Genomic DNA, 19,602 nt, shown 5'->3' on the forward strand with positions numbered 1-19,602 from the left:
TTTTGAATGAAAGGAGCGTGGCATTTACACTGTCCGATGGATGAAAACATATAGGAGCTGGTATTAAATCCTCGCCTGGTAGGTATAGAGCTGGTAGTACCTTCCTTTTTTTTCCAGGAGTTCTTCGTGCCGCCCTTGTTCCACGATGCGCCCCTGCTCGATTACCAGGATCTGGTCGGCCTGCCGGATGGTGCTGAGGCGGTGCGCGATGACAAAGGTGGTGCGGCCCTGCATCAGGGTTTTCAGGCTGGCCTGTATCAGGCTCTCGCTCTCCGTATCCAGGTTCGAGGTGGCCTCGTCCAGGATCAGAATGCGTGGGTCGGCCAGCACGGCCCTGGCGATGGCGATGCGCTGCCGCTGCCCTCCCGAGAGCTTCACGCCCCGCTCCCCGATCAGGGTCTCCAGGCCATCGGGGAAACGGTCCGTAAACTCCTGCACGTGGGCGGCCTGCACGGCCTGCATCAGTTGTACTTCGCTGGCGTTCGGGCGGGGGAAAAGGATGTTGTTGCGGATCGTGCCCTCGAACAGGAAATCATCCTGCAGCACCACGCCCAGCTGGCTTCTGTAGCTTTGCAAACTGATCGTCTGCAGGTCGTGGCCGTCAACGGTTATGGTGCCGCTATCCGGGTTCAGGAAAGAGGCGGCCAGACCGGCGATAGTGGTTTTCCCGGAGCCGGAGGTGCCCACCAACGCGGTGACAGTGCCGGCAGGCGCTTTGAAGCTGATTTCCTTCACCACTTCCTTCCCGGCCTCATATGCAAAAGACACTTTGTCGAATACCACGTCGCCGTATATATGGTCCAGTTGCAGGGTTCTGTGCCCGCCCTCATCTTCCAGGGGCGTGTTCAGAATTTCCTCGGTCCGGTCGAGCCCGGCAAAGGCCTCGGTGAACTGGCTGCCGATGTTGCTCATCTGCACGATCGGCGCGATCATGAAGCCAAGGTAAAGCGTGAAGGCCAGGAAATCTCCGAAGGTAAGCTCCCCGTTCATGATCAGGTAGCCGCCAATCCCCATGATGCCCGCCGAGGCAAGGCCCAGCAGCAGCGTTGCCGCACTCGTGACCAGGCTGGTGGTGACCAGGCTCTCCTTCACATTCAGGAAAAGGCGCGTGACGCCCGCCTCGAATGTTTTGATCTCCTGCGCCTCGGCATTAAACCCCTTGATCACGCGCACGCCGCCTAAGGTCTCCGTCAGTCTGCCTGTAACCTCTGCGTTGATGACGCCGCGCTCCCTGAAGATCGGTCTTATTTTCCCGAAAGCCTTCATCGAGATCACCCCGAAAATAGCAACCGGGATCAGCACATAGGCCGTCATGAGCGGACTGATCACGATGAGCAGCACCAGGCAGATCAGGGCGGTCAGCACCCCTCCGATCATCTGGGCAAAGCCTGTCCCGACCAAATTCCGGACCCCTTCCACATCTGTCATGATGCGGGATACCAACTCGCCGGTCTTGGTGTTGTCGAAGAAACGGATGGGCAGCTGGATGATGTGCCGCTGCACTTTTGCCCGCAGCTGGGATATAAGGTGCTGCGCCTCCACGCTCAGTATCTGGGTCAGGGCAAAGGACGTGATGGACTGCACCACAATGGCAGCGGCCACGGCCAGAATCAGCCATTTCAGCATCGTCATATCCCCGTTCGGGATCACATCGTCGATCAGGTACTTGCTGGCGCCCGGCAGGATCAGGCCGGCCAGGCGGCTGATGATGATCAGGACCAACCCAATGGAAAGGTACTTCCGCCTGGGCCATATAATGGTTTTGAAAACCTGCCCGACGGTTACGTTCTTGAGCTTTTTTGATTTCGACATTTAGATAGAATGAAACCCGAAATTACGACTAATTAAGTTACCGACATTTTTCATAACACCTTTTCAGTTATGGCAGCAAAGGTTTCGCCTACGTGGCCATTCTAAAATGTTTGATCCGAATTTAACTGCTAACAGTGGCTCCTGGAGCTACGTGTCTGGGAGATAAGATGCGGAGGCCCAGACGCTCGCAGGAGCTCCGTGCACTGCGAGGTCTTCGGTGCGCGCGCAGCTCCTGGGTTTTCGAGTGAGCCCCGACGTTAGATGCGGGCTTCCTTACAATTCCTTTGGGCAGGTTTTGTTTCTTTTACTGCAAATATCCTGAAATTTACTGCCATGCAGATCACTAACTTGCAACGCTCTACTTTCACACTAAACCATCGAAGGCCTTGCGCTATTTTTTCCATATAGGCTATAACGGAAGCAACTACAGGGGCTGGCAGCGCCACCCCTATGGCAGCAATGTGCAGCAGGTAATAGAGGCTTGCCTGCAAAAGATCCTAAAGGTTCCGGTCGGGGTTGTGGGATGCGGGAGAACCGATGCCGGGGTGCATGCCCGCCAGTTCTTTTTCCAACTGGATGTAGCTGAGCCGTGGCAGTTCGACATGCTGTTCCGGCTGAATAAAGTTTTGCCCGATGATATTGCCGTGTTCGACATCATCCCGATGGAAGGCTTCCCGCACGCCCGGTTTGATGCGACTGCAAGAAGTTACGACTACTTCATCCATACCTACAAGGATCCGTTCCTGAGCCAGGTAAGCGCCCTATATCTTCTAAGGCACCTGGACTTTGAGGCGATGAAGGCGGCCACTGCCCTACTCCCCCATTATAGCGACTACAGGGCCTTATGCCTTTCACCAGCAGAATACGACAACACCGTTTGCCACGTCACGTCTGCCCGGTGGCTCACAGATGGCAGCGGCGACAGACTGCGCTTCCAAATCTCAGCAGACCGGTACCTTAGCAGGATGATCAGGATCATCGTCGGCAAACTCCTCCGGATCGGGATGGGTACCCTGTCGCCTGAAGAGTTCGAAGGCTACCTTTCCACGAAACGCACACCCAAACACCTCTCTCCGGCTCATCCACAGGGGCTGTACCTGTCGAAGGTTACTTATCCGTTCCTGGATCTTGCCCCCCGCAGTTGCTTCGCTGCCATTCTACAAAACCGGGCAGACGCGGACTGGCAACCCATCTGATAAACTCGGGTAGCCAGCTGCTCTGCTGCGCGCTTCTCATCCAACGAATTTATATAGCGTGTAGATCTCCGAAACCTGCCGCCCACAGAGGGACTTCCAGTACGTGCCGTTTTGCTGAATCCAGGGGTGATGCTTCCCTATTATATAACAAATGCACCTGAAGAGGAGTTATAACTATATACCTTGAGCGTGTGCATTGAGCTTCATCCTTTCTGCTGCAAAAAAGAGATGAAACGACGTACTGCAAGGTAATACCCGGGCTTCACCGCAACTAACACCTGCAGCTTCCCTCATCCTGCCATTTTCCGGCAATTTTCACGCTTTGCTTTTACCATACCTTTCAAAAAATTTACATCAGAAGATCAAATCCCTATGAAATATCAGATCAATATAAATTCCGCCAACACCGTTGAGGAAATGCCCGGCTACTGGACGACAGAAGATTACATCCGGCTCCTGGCAAAGTTTAATTACCCGGATGCAGACAAAGCAGGCAAGGACACATTAAATGAACTGCTGCTGATGGCGATCACGGACTATGAACCCAATGAAGCCGCAGCCATCCTGCTGGAAGATAAACTGAGCGAACAACTGAACGAAGGGCAGATCGAGCAGATATCCAATGACATGCTACTGGATAAGATCGTCGAGGAATACCCGGAGATCAGCCTGCACGCTACGCTCTTCCATATAAACCAGCTCTTATACAAAGCCTTCAACGGGAAATTCCCGAATACAAAGGCCACGCTGCTGGCGTGTACCATCACACCGTTGGAGGAAAACGGCGAGGCAGAACTCACCAAAGAAATGGTTCTAAAACTGCTGGGTGCAGGCCTCACGGACAGGAACCTTGTACAAAGGCTGTTTACGGAGCAAATGACAGGAAGCGTTCCTTTTCCGGAAGCAGCGAATATCCTGTGGGAGCTAAACCCGGCGGCCGGTCACAGCTATGAAATCCTTACTTCGGAAAACTGGATAAGCCCCGATGATTTCACGACACATGACTTCGAGGCGCAGGTAGAAAAAACCGAGATTTTAGAGCAGGAATAATCCTGGAGACGCAACAGGCCGCGTTTTTTCAGCGTCTGCGGCCTGTACGGCGCCATGCGCTTTTCCTGCCGTTCAGCGCCTCTACCCTTCCGCTTTGTCAGGGAGTCCGCACCTCTCCGATGGCGGCTAAGGCCAGCAGGAGGCCCTCGGCGCGAACAGCAGCTGCAACTTTTCGGCCGGGCTGTAGTTTCATATATAGCCGAGCTGACAGGACGCTCGCAATCATTACATCCACTAAAACAAACTTAAGACGATGCCATTTATTGAAACAGAAGACATTCAGAAAGAAGAAAACGTATACATCAACTACCAGGACAGCGGCGAAGGCCAGCCTGTGATCCTGATCCACGGCTGGCCCCTGAGCCACAGGATGTGGGAGAACCAGGTACAGGCCATCGTAGAGGCGGGTTTCCGGTGCATCGCCTACGACCGGCGCGGCTTCGGTGATTCGGACAGGCCCTGGAACAACTACGACTACGACTCCCTTGCCCTGGACCTTCGCACGCTGATCGAGCAGCTGGACCTGCGGGATTGCATCCTGGTTGGGTTCTCGATGGGCGGCGGTGAGGTGGTGCGCTACCTCTCCCGGTTTGGTGATGACCGCATTGCCAAGGCGGTGCTCATCAGCTCCGTTATCCCGCTCGTGAAAAAAACGGACGCTAACCCGGATGGTGTGCCGGAAGAGAAGCTGAACGAGATCATGGATTCCCTCCAAAACAACCGTGTCGCCTTTCTGGCTGCGTTCAGCAAGCAGTTTTACAACTACGCGGATCAAAAGGACAAGGTAAGCAAGCAGCACCTGCAATACGACTGGGGCATCGCTTCTGCCGCCTCGCCCCGCGCCACCATCGAAACTGCCAAAGCCTGGGCCAACACCGACTTCCGGCAGGAGCTGCGGAACGTGCGGGTACCAACGCTGATTGTGCATGGGGATGCCGACCAGATCGTGCCGATTGAAACCAGCAGCGAACAGTCATCTAAAGTGATCCGTGACAACAAGTATGTGGTGATCAAAGACGGGCCGCACGGGCTTTTCATAACCCATAAAGAAGAACTCAACAGCCTGCTGATCGATTTTTTGAAAAAGTGATTTCACTTTGTATTTCATATAGGAAACAGCCGCTGCCTCCCGGTAGCGGCTGTTTCCTATATATACCGATGCGCAGCCCTAATAGGCCAGGAGCCGGCCGCAGGAAATAACGGCCAGCCACACTGCGATGGAGCATACCGCCGCTGCTTTAGCCGCCAGGGGCGTCTGACCGGCAGTCCATAGAGCGGCAGACCGGAAGACATAGCGATGAAACAAGCCCGCATTGACACCGCCTGATGCGAGCAGGATCATCTTTACAAGAAACACAGGATCGGCGGCCAGTGAGACGGCATTGGTGCTAAACAACAGCACACCTGAGGGGATGATCAGGAGCAGCCCTCTCCGGGACCAGGGCAATAAATGCCCCGCTAAGGCTTTGACAGGCAGGTTTCGGGAAAAGCCCAGCAAGCGCAGGTCGAAAAGGAAGGCGGCGCCCACCAGCACTACGATTCCCGCTATGTGTATGATCTCAAGAATAGGGTACAGCCAGGCAGATTGCCGGATGGCCTCAGCCAGCGCGGAATTCTCCAGCCCCTGCAGCATGCCGACCATGGCGCCTGCCACTGCTAACGTAGCTCGAACTTTTTGTCTCCGACGAAAATTCGCTCTGCGCGCATCTCATTCTCCTCTTCCTTGTGGGGATACCCCACTACCCGTACCGTATCATCAGGCTTTATCATATCCGCTGCCAGCCCCCGGTCCCGCATCCTGCTGGTGGGGGCCAGCACCACCGTCCATGTTTTCCCCTCGTGCTCCAGTTTGAGAATGCCGTGTGGGTTCTCATAGGCTATCTCCTGCACTACCCCGGTATAATCCAGTTCCCTGGTCTGGTCGTAGTTGGCCCAGCCATGGTGAAAAAGCGCTGTCGCCATAAACAAAGGCAAGAGCATGTTTACGAGAAAATTAACAGGTAAAGCCATCGCTATAAAGGTTTTAGATGCAACTCTTCCTGTAAAAACGAGAGCTGAAAGAAAAGGGTGCACGGCATGCCTGTAAATAAAAGGTGGTGCCCCTGCCTGTTGTGCAGCAACATATGCCGGTGCCTATCAGGCTATTTCGCCGCAGCCTTCACCAGAGCAACCACAGGTCCGAAACCCTGTGCCGTATATCCAGCTCCTATACCCATATATAAATCCATATATAATCTTATATTAAAAGAGGCGGCATGCAGAGGGGTTGCTTCTCAAATTGATGCGTGCGCACAGCTTCAGAACTGCTCTTACTCCGCATCAAATCCTTCCAGGTGCGTTGGAACAACAAAGAATGTTGCCCATCTTGCACACCGGAAAACTTACCCGAACAACAACCTATATGGATTTCAGACACACGTCCTTGGTGGCAGCAATCAGCCTTCTCTGCCTCAGTTGCTCCTCGCTGCCGCGCAGTACCGACACAACCGCGGAGTTACAGGCCACGGCTTTGCATCCGTACGGAAGATATACCCTGAACAGTGCTCAGCACCTGGAACTGGTGAGTTCTGCCGCGCATTTCGGGTTCAGCTTTGAGGGCAACGAAGCAGCCATATATGCCTCCATCCCAAACGCCGACGGCCATAATTACCTGCAGTACGAGTTGGATGGGGAGTATCAGAAGAGAATCAGAATTGCCGGAAACGCAACAGATCCCATCCTGATTTCAGCGCCCTCCGAAGGAAAGCATACGGTGTGGGTATATAAAGCAACAGAGGCCCATACAGGCCCCATCGAGATCAGGAAAATAACGGGCCGTAACCTGGAAGCTATAGAGGAGAAAGCCGCCCCGGTGATTGAGTTTATCGGAAACAGCATTACGTGCGGCGCTGCCGCCGACCCTTCGGAAGTACCGTGCGGCACCGGGGAGTACCACGACCAGCACAACGCCCTGATGGCCTACGGCCCCCGTGTGGCAAAGGCGGTTGGAGCCAACTATGTCATCAGCTGCGTGAGCGGCATCGGTGCTTACCGCAACTGGAACAGCGACGGGCCAACCATGCCGGAGGTATATGAGCAGGTGGATTTCCGGGATACAAGCCCGCAGCGCTGGGATTTCAGCGCCTTCACGCCGCAGGTGGTGAGCATTGCCCTGGGCACGAACGACTTCAGTAACGGCGACGGCAAAAAGGAAAGGCTGCCGTTTGACAGCACGCGTTTCGTGAACAGCTATATAAGTTTTGTGCAGCAGGTAAAAAAGAAATACCCTGCCGCCCAGATCGCCCTGCTCAGCAGTGCGATGGTGAACGGGAACAACAGGATTACCCTGCAAAACGCGCTGACAGTAGTAAAGGAGCAAATTGATGCGAGGTACCCTGCAGACAGGCCCGTGGCCCTTCACTTTTTCCAGCCGATGCAGGCGAGTGGCTGCAGCGGGCATCCGAGTGTGCAGGAGCATGCTGTGCTGGCCGAAGAGCTGGCGCCTTTCTTCACGAAGCTTCTGGCCCCACAGAGAGAATAGTGACTTTGCTAGTTGTCTTCACAAGATGAATGAACAGAGCCACATGCAGGGTTTGGGGGTGGCTGAAGTCAGCATATATATATATAAACTTACCCGCAGGGAGACCGTGTGAAGGCAGTCTTTAAACCTGATGCCTCCTGCAACCCTGATTGATTTGCTTTCTTATACCCTGCGTCGCACAAGCCCGATATGAACCGATTTTTATCCAGAGAAACTTCGCTGCAGTTGCTGCGCACCATACAGGCTTCGTCACATCGCTTTATATATGAGCATGAGAAACACAGGGTGGTGCTTTTAAACGAAGGAGGCGAAGAACTGGCCTTTTTCAGACTCCCGATCGTGTTTCCACCTCCAGGCACCCCCACTCCGGTGGAAGTGGCGCAGGTGAATTACGTGATGTTGCTAATTCAATCCGGAAACTGCGCGCTGGGCTATTTTGAGGACGGTATCAACCTCGACCATAAAGTGTTCCGCTCCTATATGGTCCGGAAAAAGCAGGGCACGAGCCAGATCAAGTACCTGAAAACCAAAGGCAAGTCGCGGGCGGGTTCCAGGGTAAGGTTAGGCGAAACAGTCGAGTTCTTCGAAAACATCAACGAACGGCTGCAGGCGTACTTCTCAGAGCACGAGGTGCATCGTATTGCTATCAGTTGCTCCAAAACCCTGATCCCTTACCTCTATCATTCCAAGGTACCCACCCCTTTCGAAAAGAACGACGCCCGCCTCTATAAAATACCGAAGCACATCCACACGCCCATTTACGAGGTGATGATGGACGCGCACAAGTTCCTGCTGAAAGGGAAATTGATATATGAGCCGGTGCAACAAGCCCTGATCGATGCGTTGCTGGGTGAGGCAAGCGATTCGCCCGAGGATGTGGACGAGGAGGAGTTCTAACCTCCCCTCCAGGTTTCAGAAATCCTGAAAGGCAAAAAGCGCCGGAACAGCCATTGACTGTTTCGGCGCTTTTTATTAGTTGATTAACCTAATCTATTCACTACCAAGGGTTTTAGGCGCGCCTGTCGGGGCGGCCTGGTGCAGCCGGTAACTGAGCGTGAGGTTCACCTGCCTCCTGCGGCCCTGGTTCTTGCTGCTGGTATAAAAGGACACCCCCTCTACACTCTCGCCCTGGTAAACAGAACGGCTGATGCGTGTGTTAAACAGGTCCAGCGCGTTGAGCGTGATGGTTCCGTTTTTGTTGAAGATGTCTTTGCTGATGCCCAGGTCGACGTAATACAGCGCCTTTTGCCTGCCCTGCGGGGTTTTCTGGGGTGCTTCGTAGTTGGCCCGCACCTGGAAATCAATGTTGTGGGGGAGAGTAAAGCGTGACGTGTGCCGGGTGAACCAGCTGTAGGTCTCGGTGCTGAAATTTTCCTCGAAATTACTGCCGTCGATGATGGCCCGGAAGAAGTTGAAGCTCTGGTCGAATTTATACCAGGTGGCGGGCGTGAACGAACCTGCAAATTCGGCACCGTAGGCATCTTCTGCGGCCAGGTTCTCGGGGCGCAGTGAGGCAACGCCTTCACTGCTCACGCGCCGGATCGTGGCGATCTTGTCCACCGTGTGGCGGTAGAATAAAGTGGAGGAAAGGGAGCCCATCTCAAAATACTTGATGTGCCCTAGCTCAAAGGCATTCGTAAACTCGGGATCCAGGTTGGGGTTGCCGCCCATTACGTTCCGGCTGTCGGACAAGGTGAAATACGGGCTCAGGTCAAAGTAAACGGGCCGGCGCACACGGCGGCTGTAACTGACCTGCACCGCGTTCTCCTTTGGCAGGTTGTAGGTGAAGTGCGCACTCGGGAACAAATTAGTATAGCGGCGCGGGTTCACTTCGTTTGTTTCGCGGAGCGTGGTTTTCACATCGGTGTGCTCGGCACGCAGCCCCACCTGATACGAGACTTTCTTTGTCTTATTGCCCAGGATGCCATATACGGCATTGATGTTCTCGTCATACTCAAACACATTGTCCAGCCCCGGAAGCGGCGTGATGTCACCGGACGCACTCTCATCCCCCACCAGGTAGTCGTTGACCATGTCACGGAAACTGCTCCTGATACCGGCCTCCAGCTTCCCTCCTTCCCCGAAAGGCTGCACGTAATCTATCTGTGTCAGGTACTGCTTTTCATACTCATCGTTAAGCGAGCGCTGCAGCAACGCCTGTGCGGCATCGGGCGTGCCGTTCGGCGAAAAGGTGTTCTGGGTATATACCTGGTCGGAGCTTTCCCAGTAGTCCAGGAAGCGGAAATCCGCGTTCAACTCCTGCCCTTCCCTGGCAAAGGTTTTCTTATAGGTGATGGCGTACTCCGCATTCACCTCATCCTCGTTTTCGTCCTGCTTCCGGGCGGTATAGCTTTGCAGTTCCTGGCTTGCCAGGTAGTCTTCGTAGCGTATATTCCGGATGCGGTTGGCATCACTCCTCCTGAACATGTAGGAAGCGGTGAGGATATTGGTCTCGGTGAAGAAATAATCTAGCCCGCCCCGGATGTTGTTGTTGAATCCGCGCACTCGGGTATCGTATTCCTGCCTCAGAATGGAAGTAGTGCCGTCGGCGGTTAGTTCCTGGTAAAGCGAACCTATGCTGGGCGAAATGCGGTATGCCAGGCCGTAATTTACGAAGAAGTTTATCTTTTTATGGCGGTAATTCACATTGGCTGCTCCCCCGTAATTGGTCGGCTCGCCGGCAATCACTTCAAAAGAACCGTTGAAGCCGCTCTTGCGCTCTTTCTTCAGTACAATGTTGATGATGCCGGACATGCCTTCGGCCTCGTAGCGGGCCGAGGGGTTGGTGATAATCTCCACCCGCTCAATCAGGCTGCCCTGCAGCTGCTGCAAACCGCTGCCGCCTTTGAAACTGACCAGGCCGGAGGGCTTCCCGTCGATCAGAATGCGGACATTCCCGCTGCCCCGCAGTTTCACGCCGCCTTCCGCATCCACTGACACGGACGGAATGTTGCTGAGAATTTCGGTGGCCGAGCCGCCGGCGTTCGCCAGGTCCTGCCCGACATTGAATATCTTCTTATCCAGCGACAACTCCATCGAGCTTTTTTCCGCCTGCACCACTACCTCGTCGAGGGCAGTGGCTGCCGCCGCCTGCAGGATTACATTGCCTAGCTGGCGTGTCGGGTTTTCTGCCGTAAGCCTGAACGGTGGCGATTTCAGCGCTTTATATCCCATAAATTCCACCAGCGCATAGAATTCCCCCAGTGGGGCATCCAGGGTAAACTGCCCTTCCTCATCCGTAATATTTCCGGAAACCAGGCTGTTATCAGCGCTTCTGAATAAGCCCACGCTCGCATAGGGCAGTGGCTGACCGGTCTGGGAATCCACCACCTTGCCCTTCACAGCGGCTTTCCTCCCTTCCTGCGCCTGGCTAAGCAGCGGAAACAGGCCGAAAAGCAGGAGAAAACAGGCAAAGAGGCAAGCGCCCCTTTTATCTGATGGTAAAACTTTATACATAAGCACGTTCTGGTTAACGGTATTGAAGCAAGGCTTCAGCTCTTTGATACAGTAAATTACAAAGCATCCGGAAGAAAAATACTACATCGGATAAATTATATGTGCTATGATGCCATTTGCATCTGATCAGGCTTTGTCTGATGGTACTTATCAGTCTGCCGCAACGCTCGCGCTGACAGGTCGCCGCCGCTCCCAACGAAAGGTTCGCAAATCTCTGTTGTGTAGGTCCGGATAGCTCCGGGAGCGTCTTCACCAGATGCGGAAGCGCCCTTCTAAACCAGAAGCAAGACTTATAGGTTGAACAGCAGGTTGGCCTGCAGGACGGACTGATCCAGCCCCTCGATTCCGGCCACGTTTCTCCAGTAGCGCCACTCAGAGCCTATATATACTTTGCCGGGCTTGCCCTTCAGGTTACCCAGGTCCAGGAAAAGCTGTGGCTGTGTCAGGTACTGGGTGCTGCCGGGGCCGCGGTCACCGATAAAGTCCATGAAGCCGCGGAACCGTAGCTGAATCCTGTCGGTGGCGGGCAGGGGAATATCCCAGCTTGGCGTGATGTTGTAGGTGCCATGGTACTCTCCGCCATGCTGCCTGTAATAGTAGGTTTCGAGCTGCAGCAGGCCGGGGCCCGGAAGCCTGAACTTAAAGGCGGGCCCGGCTGTGTACACGAAGAAATCTTCAGGCCCTCCGAACAGCACGTTGACACCGGCGCCCAGCAGCACATCGCTGATCGGGCCTAGCGCTATTTCCCGGCCGGTCGCTCGGCTCAGGCTCACCTTCGGGTAATACTCCAGGTAAAGGTCCGGGCTCTTCAGGCTTACGTCGTTCGACAAATCCGCGAAGCCGAAATGCTCGAAAGCGCTGTAGGAGCCGAAATGCTCGACGGTGATGGTGGCCAGGTCGCCGGAGCGGTTCAGGTGGCCCCCGTACAGAAACTGCAAATTAGACCCGCCCTGGTAGATGACCTGGGCGCAGGTAGGCTGGCTCAGTAGCAGCGTGAGGGAAAAGAAAAGCAGGAGCAATGTTTTTTTCCTGGCAAAGATTCCAGGCCTGGAAGCGCGTGCGTGCATGCTGTAGGATTATAGTTGTTAAGGCGATTCGAAACCCTAAAGTTAAAGGCTTGTTTTGATTTCTGCTACAACAGCAGCGTTAATCCCCATTCCCCTCCCCATTGTGCCCAACAACCCTGTCTAACAAAAACAGTCTTCCAGAAGCAGCTTTATCCTGCGACCGCTTGTCCTGTCGTGTTCCGGCCAGTTGCGGTAAAAGCTGAAACAGCGTGCGATTCATATATAACCGCAGCTTTCCCTGCTTCCGCCCCCCTCACAACCTGCTAAGCGGCGGCATCGCATGATCAGGCATGCATGGATTGTTCAAGAGCGGCTGGCTCTCCAAAATCTGTTATCCTCACTATCTGGCTGTAGGGGTAATTTCAGCAATTACGTATCTTTGAATAAATCTAACCGCTGAACCAACCAGCACCCGGCTCCACCGTTAATTAGAAAAGCACCATGAACCTTAGCAATGGCCACTCCCCTTCTGCTAAATAAAAGACAACATGACAAAAGCCGCTTCCCTGCCACAGGAAATGCTCCGCGTATTTGAAAACATTCCCGATTTATACCTGATCCTTTCGCCTGACTTTACCATCCTCACTGCCAGTGAACCTTACCTCCGGGCCACCCGCAAAGAGCGAAGGCATATACAGGGGAAACAGCTGTTTGATGTGTACCCGGATAATCCGGCGGCAACGGAGACAAACGGCATGGGTAACCTCCGCCAATCCCTTGAATGGGTTTTGCAGAACAGACAGCCCCACCCTATGCCCATTCAGCGCTACGACGTGACCCAACCGGAGCAGCCGGTACATTTTGAAAGGAAATATTGGCGCCCCTCTAACACCCCTGTGCTGGACGGCAACGGAGACATTTGGTATATTATCCACCGTGTGGAGGATGTGACAGAGCTGGTGATGGCGCATGAGCAGTTAGGCAGGCAGCAGGAGCAGCATACGGCGGAGGAGAAGCTTTCTAATTCCGCCATCGCCGCTGCCCAAACCTTATCCGACCTTGAACGCGAGAAGGTGCGCAATATCTTAATGGATGCGCCGGCGCTTATCTGTCTTTTTGAAGGGCCGCAGCATGTGTTCAGGTTAGTGAACCCGCTTTACCAGCAACTGGTGGGCGAACGCCCCCTGCTCGGCAAGCCGATAGCAGAAGCGATGCCCGAACTGGCAGGGCAACCCATCTTCGGGCTGCTGGACAAGGTGTACCGCACCGGCGAGAGCTTTTACGCCAACGAGATGATCGTACAACTCGACCACAACAACACGGGGGGTTTAGGCAATAATTACTACAATTTTATTTACCAGCCCACACACGACCTGCAGGGGAAGATCGACGGTATCATGGTGTTTGCCTATGAGGTGACTGCGCTGGTGAAGTCCCGCCAGGAAGTAGAGCAGAGAGAACAGGCTCTGCAGGAACTAAACGAGCGGCTCTCGGCGGCTAATGAGGCGTTGCGGGAGGCATATGAGGAACTTTCCGAGACCCAGCTGGCGCTGAGGAACCTGAACCAGGAATTAGAAGAGCGGGTGTCGGCCAGAACCCGTGAACTGGAACGCGCCAAGGCCGAAACGGAGATCCAGCGGAACCACCTGTACGACCTCTTTATGCAGGCACCGGCTCCGATCTGTATTTTAGACGGCAAGGACCTCACGTATGAACTGGTGAACCCGGCTTACCAGCAGCTGCTGCCCGGCCGCAGGCTGCTTGGCAACTCCATGATTTCCGAAGCCTTGTCAGAACTGGTGAACCAGCCATTGGCCACGATGCTGGAGCACGTGTACCAGACGGGTGAAACCGTAGCGGGCAGAGAAGAGCTTATTCCGGTCGCGCGGTATGAGGGAGCACCCCTGGAAGACCGTTATTTTAATTTTACGCTTCAGGCCCGCCGGAATGAGCAGGGCGAGGTAGATGGGATTATCATTCTTGCCCATGAAGTGACGGACCAGGTTGCGGCACGGCAAGCGGTGGAACAAAGCGCCAATCAATTACAGCTGATTACCGACGCCCTGCCCGTGTTGATCGGGTATCTGGACAAAGAAGAAAAATACCGCTTCGCTAACCGGGCCTACGAGGATTGGTTCGACACGGACCCGAAAAACCTGTTGGGCCGCCCCGTACGCGAAGTGGTTGGGGAAAAAGCCTACCAGGGGGTGAAACACTATATAGAGCGCGCTCTTGCCGGGGAGCGGCTGGATTTCGAAAGCCGTATGCCCTACCGGGAGGATTTCGTAAAGTATATCCGCACCAGTTATGTCCCCGATATACGGGAAGGTAAAGTGGCCGGCTTTTTCACCCTGGTGAACGATATAACCGAGCAGGTGGAAATCCGGCAGCAGATAGAGGAAAGGGAAAGGGAGGCACGCGCCCTGGCCGGGGAACTGAAGGCCGCCAACGAAGACTTGTCCAAGTCCGTGAAGGCGTACAAGCGGCTATCCAAACAGCAGCAGCAACTTGTGGCCCTGGTGGAGAACAGCTCGGATTTTATCGGCCTGGCTACCCCCGAGGGAAGGGGTATCTATATAAATAAATCTGGCCTTGAGCTGGTTGGGCTTGAAAAGTCGCAGATAGAGGAGGTAGAGATCCTTGATTTTTTCCACGAGGAGGATAAACCCTTTGTAGAGGAGGTGATTCTGCCAACGCTGCTGGAGAAAGACCGCTGGGTGGGCGAGTACCACCTCCGCCACTTCCAGACCGGGGAGAGCATCCCTATCTACTATAACTGCTTTTCGATCAGGGAGCCCGTAACAGGCGAGTTGTTAGGATTGGCCACCATTATTATTGACATCACCAAAACCAAGAAACAGGAGGCGGAGCTGCAGGAACTGACAACGAAACTGGCTGGCACGAATGAGGAATTGCGCGAGGCCAATGCGCAACTCATACGCACCAACGTAGACCTTGATAATTTTATATATGCCGCTTCCCACGACCTCAAAGCACCCATCTCTAATATCGAGGGGCTGATGCACATACTCTTCGACTCCCTGCCACCGCAGGCGATGGCCAAAGAGGGGCTGGAGGATGTCAGGGGTATGATCGAGGATTCGATCGATCGGTTCAAGCGCACGATCGAGCACCTGACTGAAGTAACCAAGCTGCAAAAGGAAAATAACCAGGATGCCGTTCTGGTAGATCTCCAGGAGGTGATCCGGGATGTAAGGCTGGATCTTTCGACGCAGTTGGAGGAAGCAGGGGCGCAACTGGAAATAGACGTAGCCCGCTGCCCAGGCATCCGCTTAACCGAGAAGAACTTACGCTCCGTGGTTTACAACCTGATTTCCAACGCCGTAAAGTACCGATCGCCGGAGCGCACGCCGCAAATTCTGATCCATTGCCGCACGGAGGGAGAATTCGCTGTTCTGTCTGTCCGTGACAACGGCCTGGGTATGAACCTGAGCAGGAGCCATAAACTCTTCACCATGTTCGGGCGACTGCACGACCACGTGGAAGGCACGGGCATTGGCCTCTACATGGTAAAGAAGATCGTGGAGAATGCCGGAGGCCGGATTGAGGTGGACAGTCAGGTTGGGAAAGGGACTACCTTCACTGTCTATTTCAGAAACTAAGCAGGCGCTTGCCGCTATCTCTGAGGTTTTGCAAGCCTGACAGTGTTCAATTGAGGTGCTGACTCAAAACCAGAGTTGCGATTTACGCACGCAGTTTCATTGTCACTCACGTTACATTTTCCCTGGCGGACAATGATTAACATTCATCTGTATATCATTAAGGATTTCTTCCGTAGAATCATTTCCATTTTGCGTTAAGGGCAATTACTATTTTCTATGCAGGGCCACGCAAGATTTGAGTCGATTTCAGCGTTTTATATATGCCGCCAGTTATATGTAGTGCTGTATATAAACGGTTTTGTCGCCGCACCCCCACCAAGGGCGCAACTTTACCCCTGTGCGCCTATGAATTAAGTAGCCCTTAATGCTTACTTTTGTTATTATTTTTTTGGATACGGAGGATTCTATATATGGAGTACAGGTTTATTCACCACTGGCAGTATGAGCCTGGAGAAGAAGAAAATAAAATTCTCGGATCTGCCATCGCTCTTTCCAGCCAGGCCCGGAACGAAAACTTCCTTTCTGAAATAGCTGCCTTCATCTCTGAACAGACGGGGGTCAAGTACGTGAGCATCGGCCTTTTGTCGGATGACAAGGAGCACATTCATACCTGCGCCTTTCTCAGGGACAGGGAGGTACTGGAAAATATTACCTACTCTCTCAAAGGCACGCCCTGCGATGACGTGCTCACCCAGCGGTTCTGTTATTTCCCCTTGAATGTGGCGCAGAATTTCCCGGAAGACAAAGAAATACACGACCTCCAGATTGATAGCTACCTGGGCAGCCTCCTTCTGTCCGAAGCGAGTGAACCCATCGGGTTAGTCGCGCTGATGGATGTGAAACCAATAGAGAACGCAGCTTTCGCCGAGCACCTGATCATGGTGCTCAGCCCGGCCATTGAAGAGGAACTGAACCGGCTTAAGTTTTGACCATGCGCTAATGCCGGATGATCCTGCCGTCTTCCATCTCGATGATGCGGCCGGTGTTCTCGGCAAAGCTTTGGTCGTGGGTGACGATGAGCAGGGTCTGGTTGTGTTCCTCCGCCAGCTCCTTGAATATATCGAACACCATTTCACTGTTTTTCATATCCAGGTTGCCGGTCGGCTCATCGCCCATAATAATGTGCGGGTCGTTGATGAGTGCCCGGGCAATGGCAACGCGCTGCTTCTCCCCTCCCGATATCCTGTAGGCCTCCTTGTTGGCCAGGTGCTCAATACCAAGCATCTTGAGGCGCTCCAGCGCCCGGTGCTCCACTTCCTGCTCGCTCAGCCTGTTCAGTTTCATGCCGGGCAGCATCACGTTCCTGAGCACCGAAAACTCGTTGAGCAGGTAATGGAACTGGAACACAAACCCGATCTTTTCGTTGCGGATGCGCGCAAGCTCGGCATCATTCCGGCCCGTCATCGACTCCCGGTCAATCAGCAGTTCCCCTTCGTAGTCGGTGTCCATCGTTGACAGGATGTAAAGCAGCGTAGACTTCCCGCACCCCGACTTGCCGATCACGGATACAAACTCCCCCTTTTTTACGGAGAAGGTAATATCCGTGAGTACCTGCACCGTTACCGGGTCATGGAATTTTTTGTTGATGTGCCTAGCTTCCAGTATGATCTCCTGCACGTTACTTCCCCCTTATAATTTCCACCGGATCTACTTTGCTGGCCTTGCGCGCCGGGAAATAACCGGCAAAGTACGTGGTGATCATGGAAAAGAACCCCCCGATAAAATAATACACCGGGTTATAGTTAACCGGGAAGGTTTCTATGGTTGGCAGCGCCTCCGTGTTGAACGGGATACTGTCGATGACGAGCGAGAAAAGAAAGCCGAAAACCAGCCCTACCATCCCCCCAAAAAATCCAATGCTGAGGGCAATAATCAGGAACACCCAGTTTACGTCACTCCCTGAGAAACCGGTAGCTTTCAGGATCGCAATAGAGTCCATTTTCTCGTAGATCATCATGTTCAGGATATTGAAAATACCAAAGCCGGACACCACAAGCAAGGTAACCCCCACCGCATACGATATCATGGACCTTACATTACTGCCCGTCTCGAACTGCGCATTGGCGGTTTGTATGTCTTCGGCATCTATCTGAAATACCTGTGCATATTCCTTTGCTACGGCAGGTGCCAGGCTGAGGTCGTGCAGTTTTATCTGGAGATCGGTGATATAATTGGCAGGCTTGCCCAGCAGTTTCTGGGTGGTGCCAATGGAAGCGTAGCTCTGCACTTTGTCGATCTCCTGTATCCCCGACTGGAAATACCCCACCACCTTCAGAGAGAAACGCTCCCCCTGCACCGTCGTCACCTGCACCACATCCCCTATATCTGCCACCAGAATGTCTGCCAGGCCCTTGCCTAATATAATGCTGTTGGCCACGTTTTTTGCGTCGATGGCAGACCCGGCTGTCACGTAGTCCTGAAAATTGAACAGCCTCATCTCCTCTTCCACATCAATGCCATTGATCATACCCGTTATATCGATGGTGCCCTCGTTAAAGAACACCTGCGCCGTAAGTTTTGGGGCCACGCCCAGTACCCGTGGGTCGTCCTGCACGGCCTGTACCATAGGGCCGCTGTTATAGATTTCCTGGCGGGTGATGCCTGACTTTACGGAACTGATAAAATTATAAGAGTCTTTAAATTCCGAAGAAGCATTCACCGGTTGGTTCTCACTGGGCTTGATCTCGTTGTAGAGGCGCACGTGTGGCGTACGGTTCAGGATCAGGCCATCCAGCATGTCGTTCAGGCCGTTCATAAAGCCGAGCAGCGTGATGAACATGGCAATGCTGAAGGTAACGCCAATGGCAGCCACCAGTGTTTGTCGCCAGCGGGCCAGCAGCATCGATTTCGCTATCCCAAAGATGAGTTTAGTATTCATGGCGCCGGTTTCACGATCACATTTTCTTTCGTCAGCCCATTCAGGATCTCCACCTTCTGGTAATCCTTGAGCCCGGTTTCAACCTTTACTTTCTCTTCGTCCTCCGTCATCACAAAGGAGCCCTCGAGCAGGTACTCGCGCGGTATGGTCAAGGCGTTTTCCTTGGCCCGGATGATGATGTTGGCCTCCGTGGTCAGGTTCGGGTAAAGTGTCGGCGGCGAGGTCACGAAGCTGGCCTCTACCGTGAACGACCTGGTCCTTTCGTTCATCGCCGGGTTTACTTTATATACTTCGGCTTCAAACACCTGCCCTTTGTAGCTATCCAGGTTCAACAGCACTTTCTGCCCGGGCTGCACGCGGGCTATATCATATTCATCTACCTGCAGCTCCAGTATAAACTCATTTTCATCACCGATCACCGCCACCGGGGTTTGTGGGCTTACCATCTCCCCTTCTTCTTTCAGCACGCTGTAGACCTTCCCCTTCATCTCGCTTTTCACGGTATAGTCATCTGACCTGGTCTCGCTGATCTGCAGGTTCTTCTGCGACTGCCGGGCGGCAAAATCAAGTTGCTTTTTCAGGTCGTTGTACCGAAGTATGGCGGACTTATAGGCTGTCAGCGAGTTTTTATAGTTAAGCTCGCGTTGCTCCAGTTCCACACGTGTACCGATCTGGTTGTCCCACAGGTTGCGCTGCCTGACCAGCAGGAGCGAATCGTTATGCTTTTTGCTTCGGGCAAGGTCTATGGCAGCCTGTAACTCATTCAGTTTTTCTGAATTGGCGCTGACCTGTGCATATTCAGCCGCTAAACGTGCGTTCTCGGTGGTGAGGCGTGCTGCCTCATTCTCCACTTTCAGGAGCGGGGCCCCTTTCTTCACCACATCCCCTTCCGTTACCAGCACCTCCTGTATAGTACCGCTCACAGTAGGGAAAACCTGGTGCTGGTTCCTGCTTTTCACCACACCGGATGCATATACCGCCTCTGAAATGTCTTCGACAGTGGGCGTTGTTTTTTCCTGTTTCCCACCGCAGGAAGCTAACATTAACACAATCAAAGCCA

Annotated in this window: 15 protein-coding genes; 7 read left to right on the forward strand and 8 right to left on the reverse strand. The window is 53.7% G+C overall.

Annotated elements, in window-relative coordinates; translation table 11 throughout:
* Positions 1-63: 63 nt before the first annotated feature.
* Complete coding sequence (locus tag ABD920_RS02445) at positions 64-1,812, reverse strand: ABC transporter ATP-binding protein (protein WP_345156557.1); 1,749 nt, start codon at positions 1,810-1,812, stop codon at positions 64-66.
* A 386-nt stretch (positions 1,813-2,198) separates the two neighbouring features.
* Here ABD920_RS02445 and ABD920_RS02450 point away from each other — a divergent pair, with 386 nt between their 5' ends.
* The 3 genes from ABD920_RS02450 to ABD920_RS02460 all read left to right on the forward strand — a co-directional run bounded on the left by ABD920_RS02450 (position 2,199) and on the right by ABD920_RS02460 (position 5,148).
* Entirely contained in the window at positions 2,199-3,008 is an 810-nt protein-coding gene (locus ABD920_RS02450) for a tRNA pseudouridine synthase A (protein WP_345156558.1), read from the forward strand.
* A gap of 372 nt (positions 3,009-3,380) precedes the next feature.
* The gene (locus ABD920_RS02455; protein ID WP_345156559.1) at positions 3,381-4,058 is read left to right on the forward strand and encodes a hypothetical protein; all 678 of its coding nucleotides are present in this window, start codon (positions 3,381-3,383) and stop codon (positions 4,056-4,058) included.
* Between the two features lie 253 nt (positions 4,059-4,311).
* A complete protein-coding gene (locus ABD920_RS02460; protein WP_345156560.1) occupies positions 4,312-5,148 on the forward strand; it encodes an alpha/beta fold hydrolase in 837 nt (278 codons plus the stop codon).
* 78 nt (positions 5,149-5,226) lie between these two features.
* On the opposite strand, the gene ABD920_RS02465 is transcribed toward ABD920_RS02460, so the two are convergent.
* Positions 5,227-5,712, reverse strand: coding sequence for a DUF6644 family protein (locus ABD920_RS02465; protein ID WP_345156561.1), 486 nt, complete (start codon positions 5,710-5,712; stop codon positions 5,227-5,229).
* A gap of 2 nt (positions 5,713-5,714) precedes the next feature.
* Entirely contained in the window at positions 5,715-6,068 is a 354-nt protein-coding gene (locus tag ABD920_RS02470) for a DUF6152 family protein (protein WP_345156562.1), read from the reverse strand.
* A gap of 391 nt (positions 6,069-6,459) precedes the next feature.
* Here ABD920_RS02470 and ABD920_RS02475 point away from each other — a divergent pair, with 391 nt between their 5' ends.
* A complete protein-coding gene (locus tag ABD920_RS02475; protein ID WP_345156563.1) occupies positions 6,460-7,578 on the forward strand; it encodes an SGNH/GDSL hydrolase family protein in 1,119 nt (372 codons plus the stop codon).
* Between the two features lie 189 nt (positions 7,579-7,767).
* Positions 7,768-8,475: a hypothetical protein gene (locus ABD920_RS02480; protein WP_345156564.1), complete on the forward strand. Its 708-nt coding sequence runs from the start codon at positions 7,768-7,770 to the stop codon at positions 8,473-8,475.
* A 93-nt stretch (positions 8,476-8,568) separates the two neighbouring features.
* Here the strand turns inward: ABD920_RS02480 and ABD920_RS02485 are convergent, their stop codons facing one another.
* Together ABD920_RS02485 and ABD920_RS02490 are read right to left on the reverse strand one after the other, a co-directional pair.
* Positions 8,569-11,034, reverse strand: a complete 2,466-nt coding sequence (locus tag ABD920_RS02485; protein ID WP_345156565.1) for a TonB-dependent receptor — start codon at positions 11,032-11,034, stop codon at positions 8,569-8,571.
* A 290-nt stretch (positions 11,035-11,324) separates the two neighbouring features.
* A complete protein-coding gene (locus ABD920_RS02490; protein WP_345156566.1) occupies positions 11,325-12,053 on the reverse strand; it encodes a hypothetical protein in 729 nt (242 codons plus the stop codon).
* A gap of 536 nt (positions 12,054-12,589) precedes the next feature.
* Between ABD920_RS02490 and ABD920_RS02495 the strand changes: the two genes are divergently transcribed.
* A complete protein-coding gene (locus ABD920_RS02495) occupies positions 12,590-15,664 on the forward strand; it encodes a PAS domain-containing protein (protein WP_345156567.1) in 3,075 nt (1,024 codons plus the stop codon).
* A gap of 410 nt (positions 15,665-16,074) precedes the next feature.
* Positions 16,075-16,593: a hypothetical protein gene (locus tag ABD920_RS02500; protein WP_345156568.1), complete on the forward strand. Its 519-nt coding sequence runs from the start codon at positions 16,075-16,077 to the stop codon at positions 16,591-16,593.
* Positions 16,594-16,600: 7 nt separating this feature from the next.
* Here ABD920_RS02500 and ABD920_RS02505 read toward each other — a convergent pair whose 3' ends face one another.
* From ABD920_RS02505 to ABD920_RS02515, 3 genes are read right to left on the reverse strand one after another with little or no spacing between them, the layout of a single operon-like run.
* Positions 16,601-17,281, reverse strand: a complete 681-nt coding sequence (locus tag ABD920_RS02505) for an ABC transporter ATP-binding protein (protein WP_345156569.1) — start codon at positions 17,279-17,281, stop codon at positions 16,601-16,603.
* A gap of 1 nt (position 17,282) precedes the next feature.
* Positions 17,283-18,542, reverse strand: a complete 1,260-nt coding sequence (locus tag ABD920_RS02510; protein WP_345156570.1) for an ABC transporter permease — start codon at positions 18,540-18,542, stop codon at positions 17,283-17,285.
* A complete protein-coding gene (locus ABD920_RS02515) occupies positions 18,539-19,585 on the reverse strand; it encodes an efflux RND transporter periplasmic adaptor subunit (RefSeq protein ID WP_345156868.1) in 1,047 nt (348 codons plus the stop codon). Before ABD920_RS02515 ends, ABD920_RS02510 begins: the two co-directional genes overlap by 4 nt.
* Positions 19,586-19,602: the final 17 nt, after the last annotated feature.

Source organism: Pontibacter saemangeumensis (assembly GCF_039541895.1).
GTDB lineage: Bacteria > Bacteroidota > Bacteroidia > Cytophagales > Hymenobacteraceae > Pontibacter > Pontibacter saemangeumensis.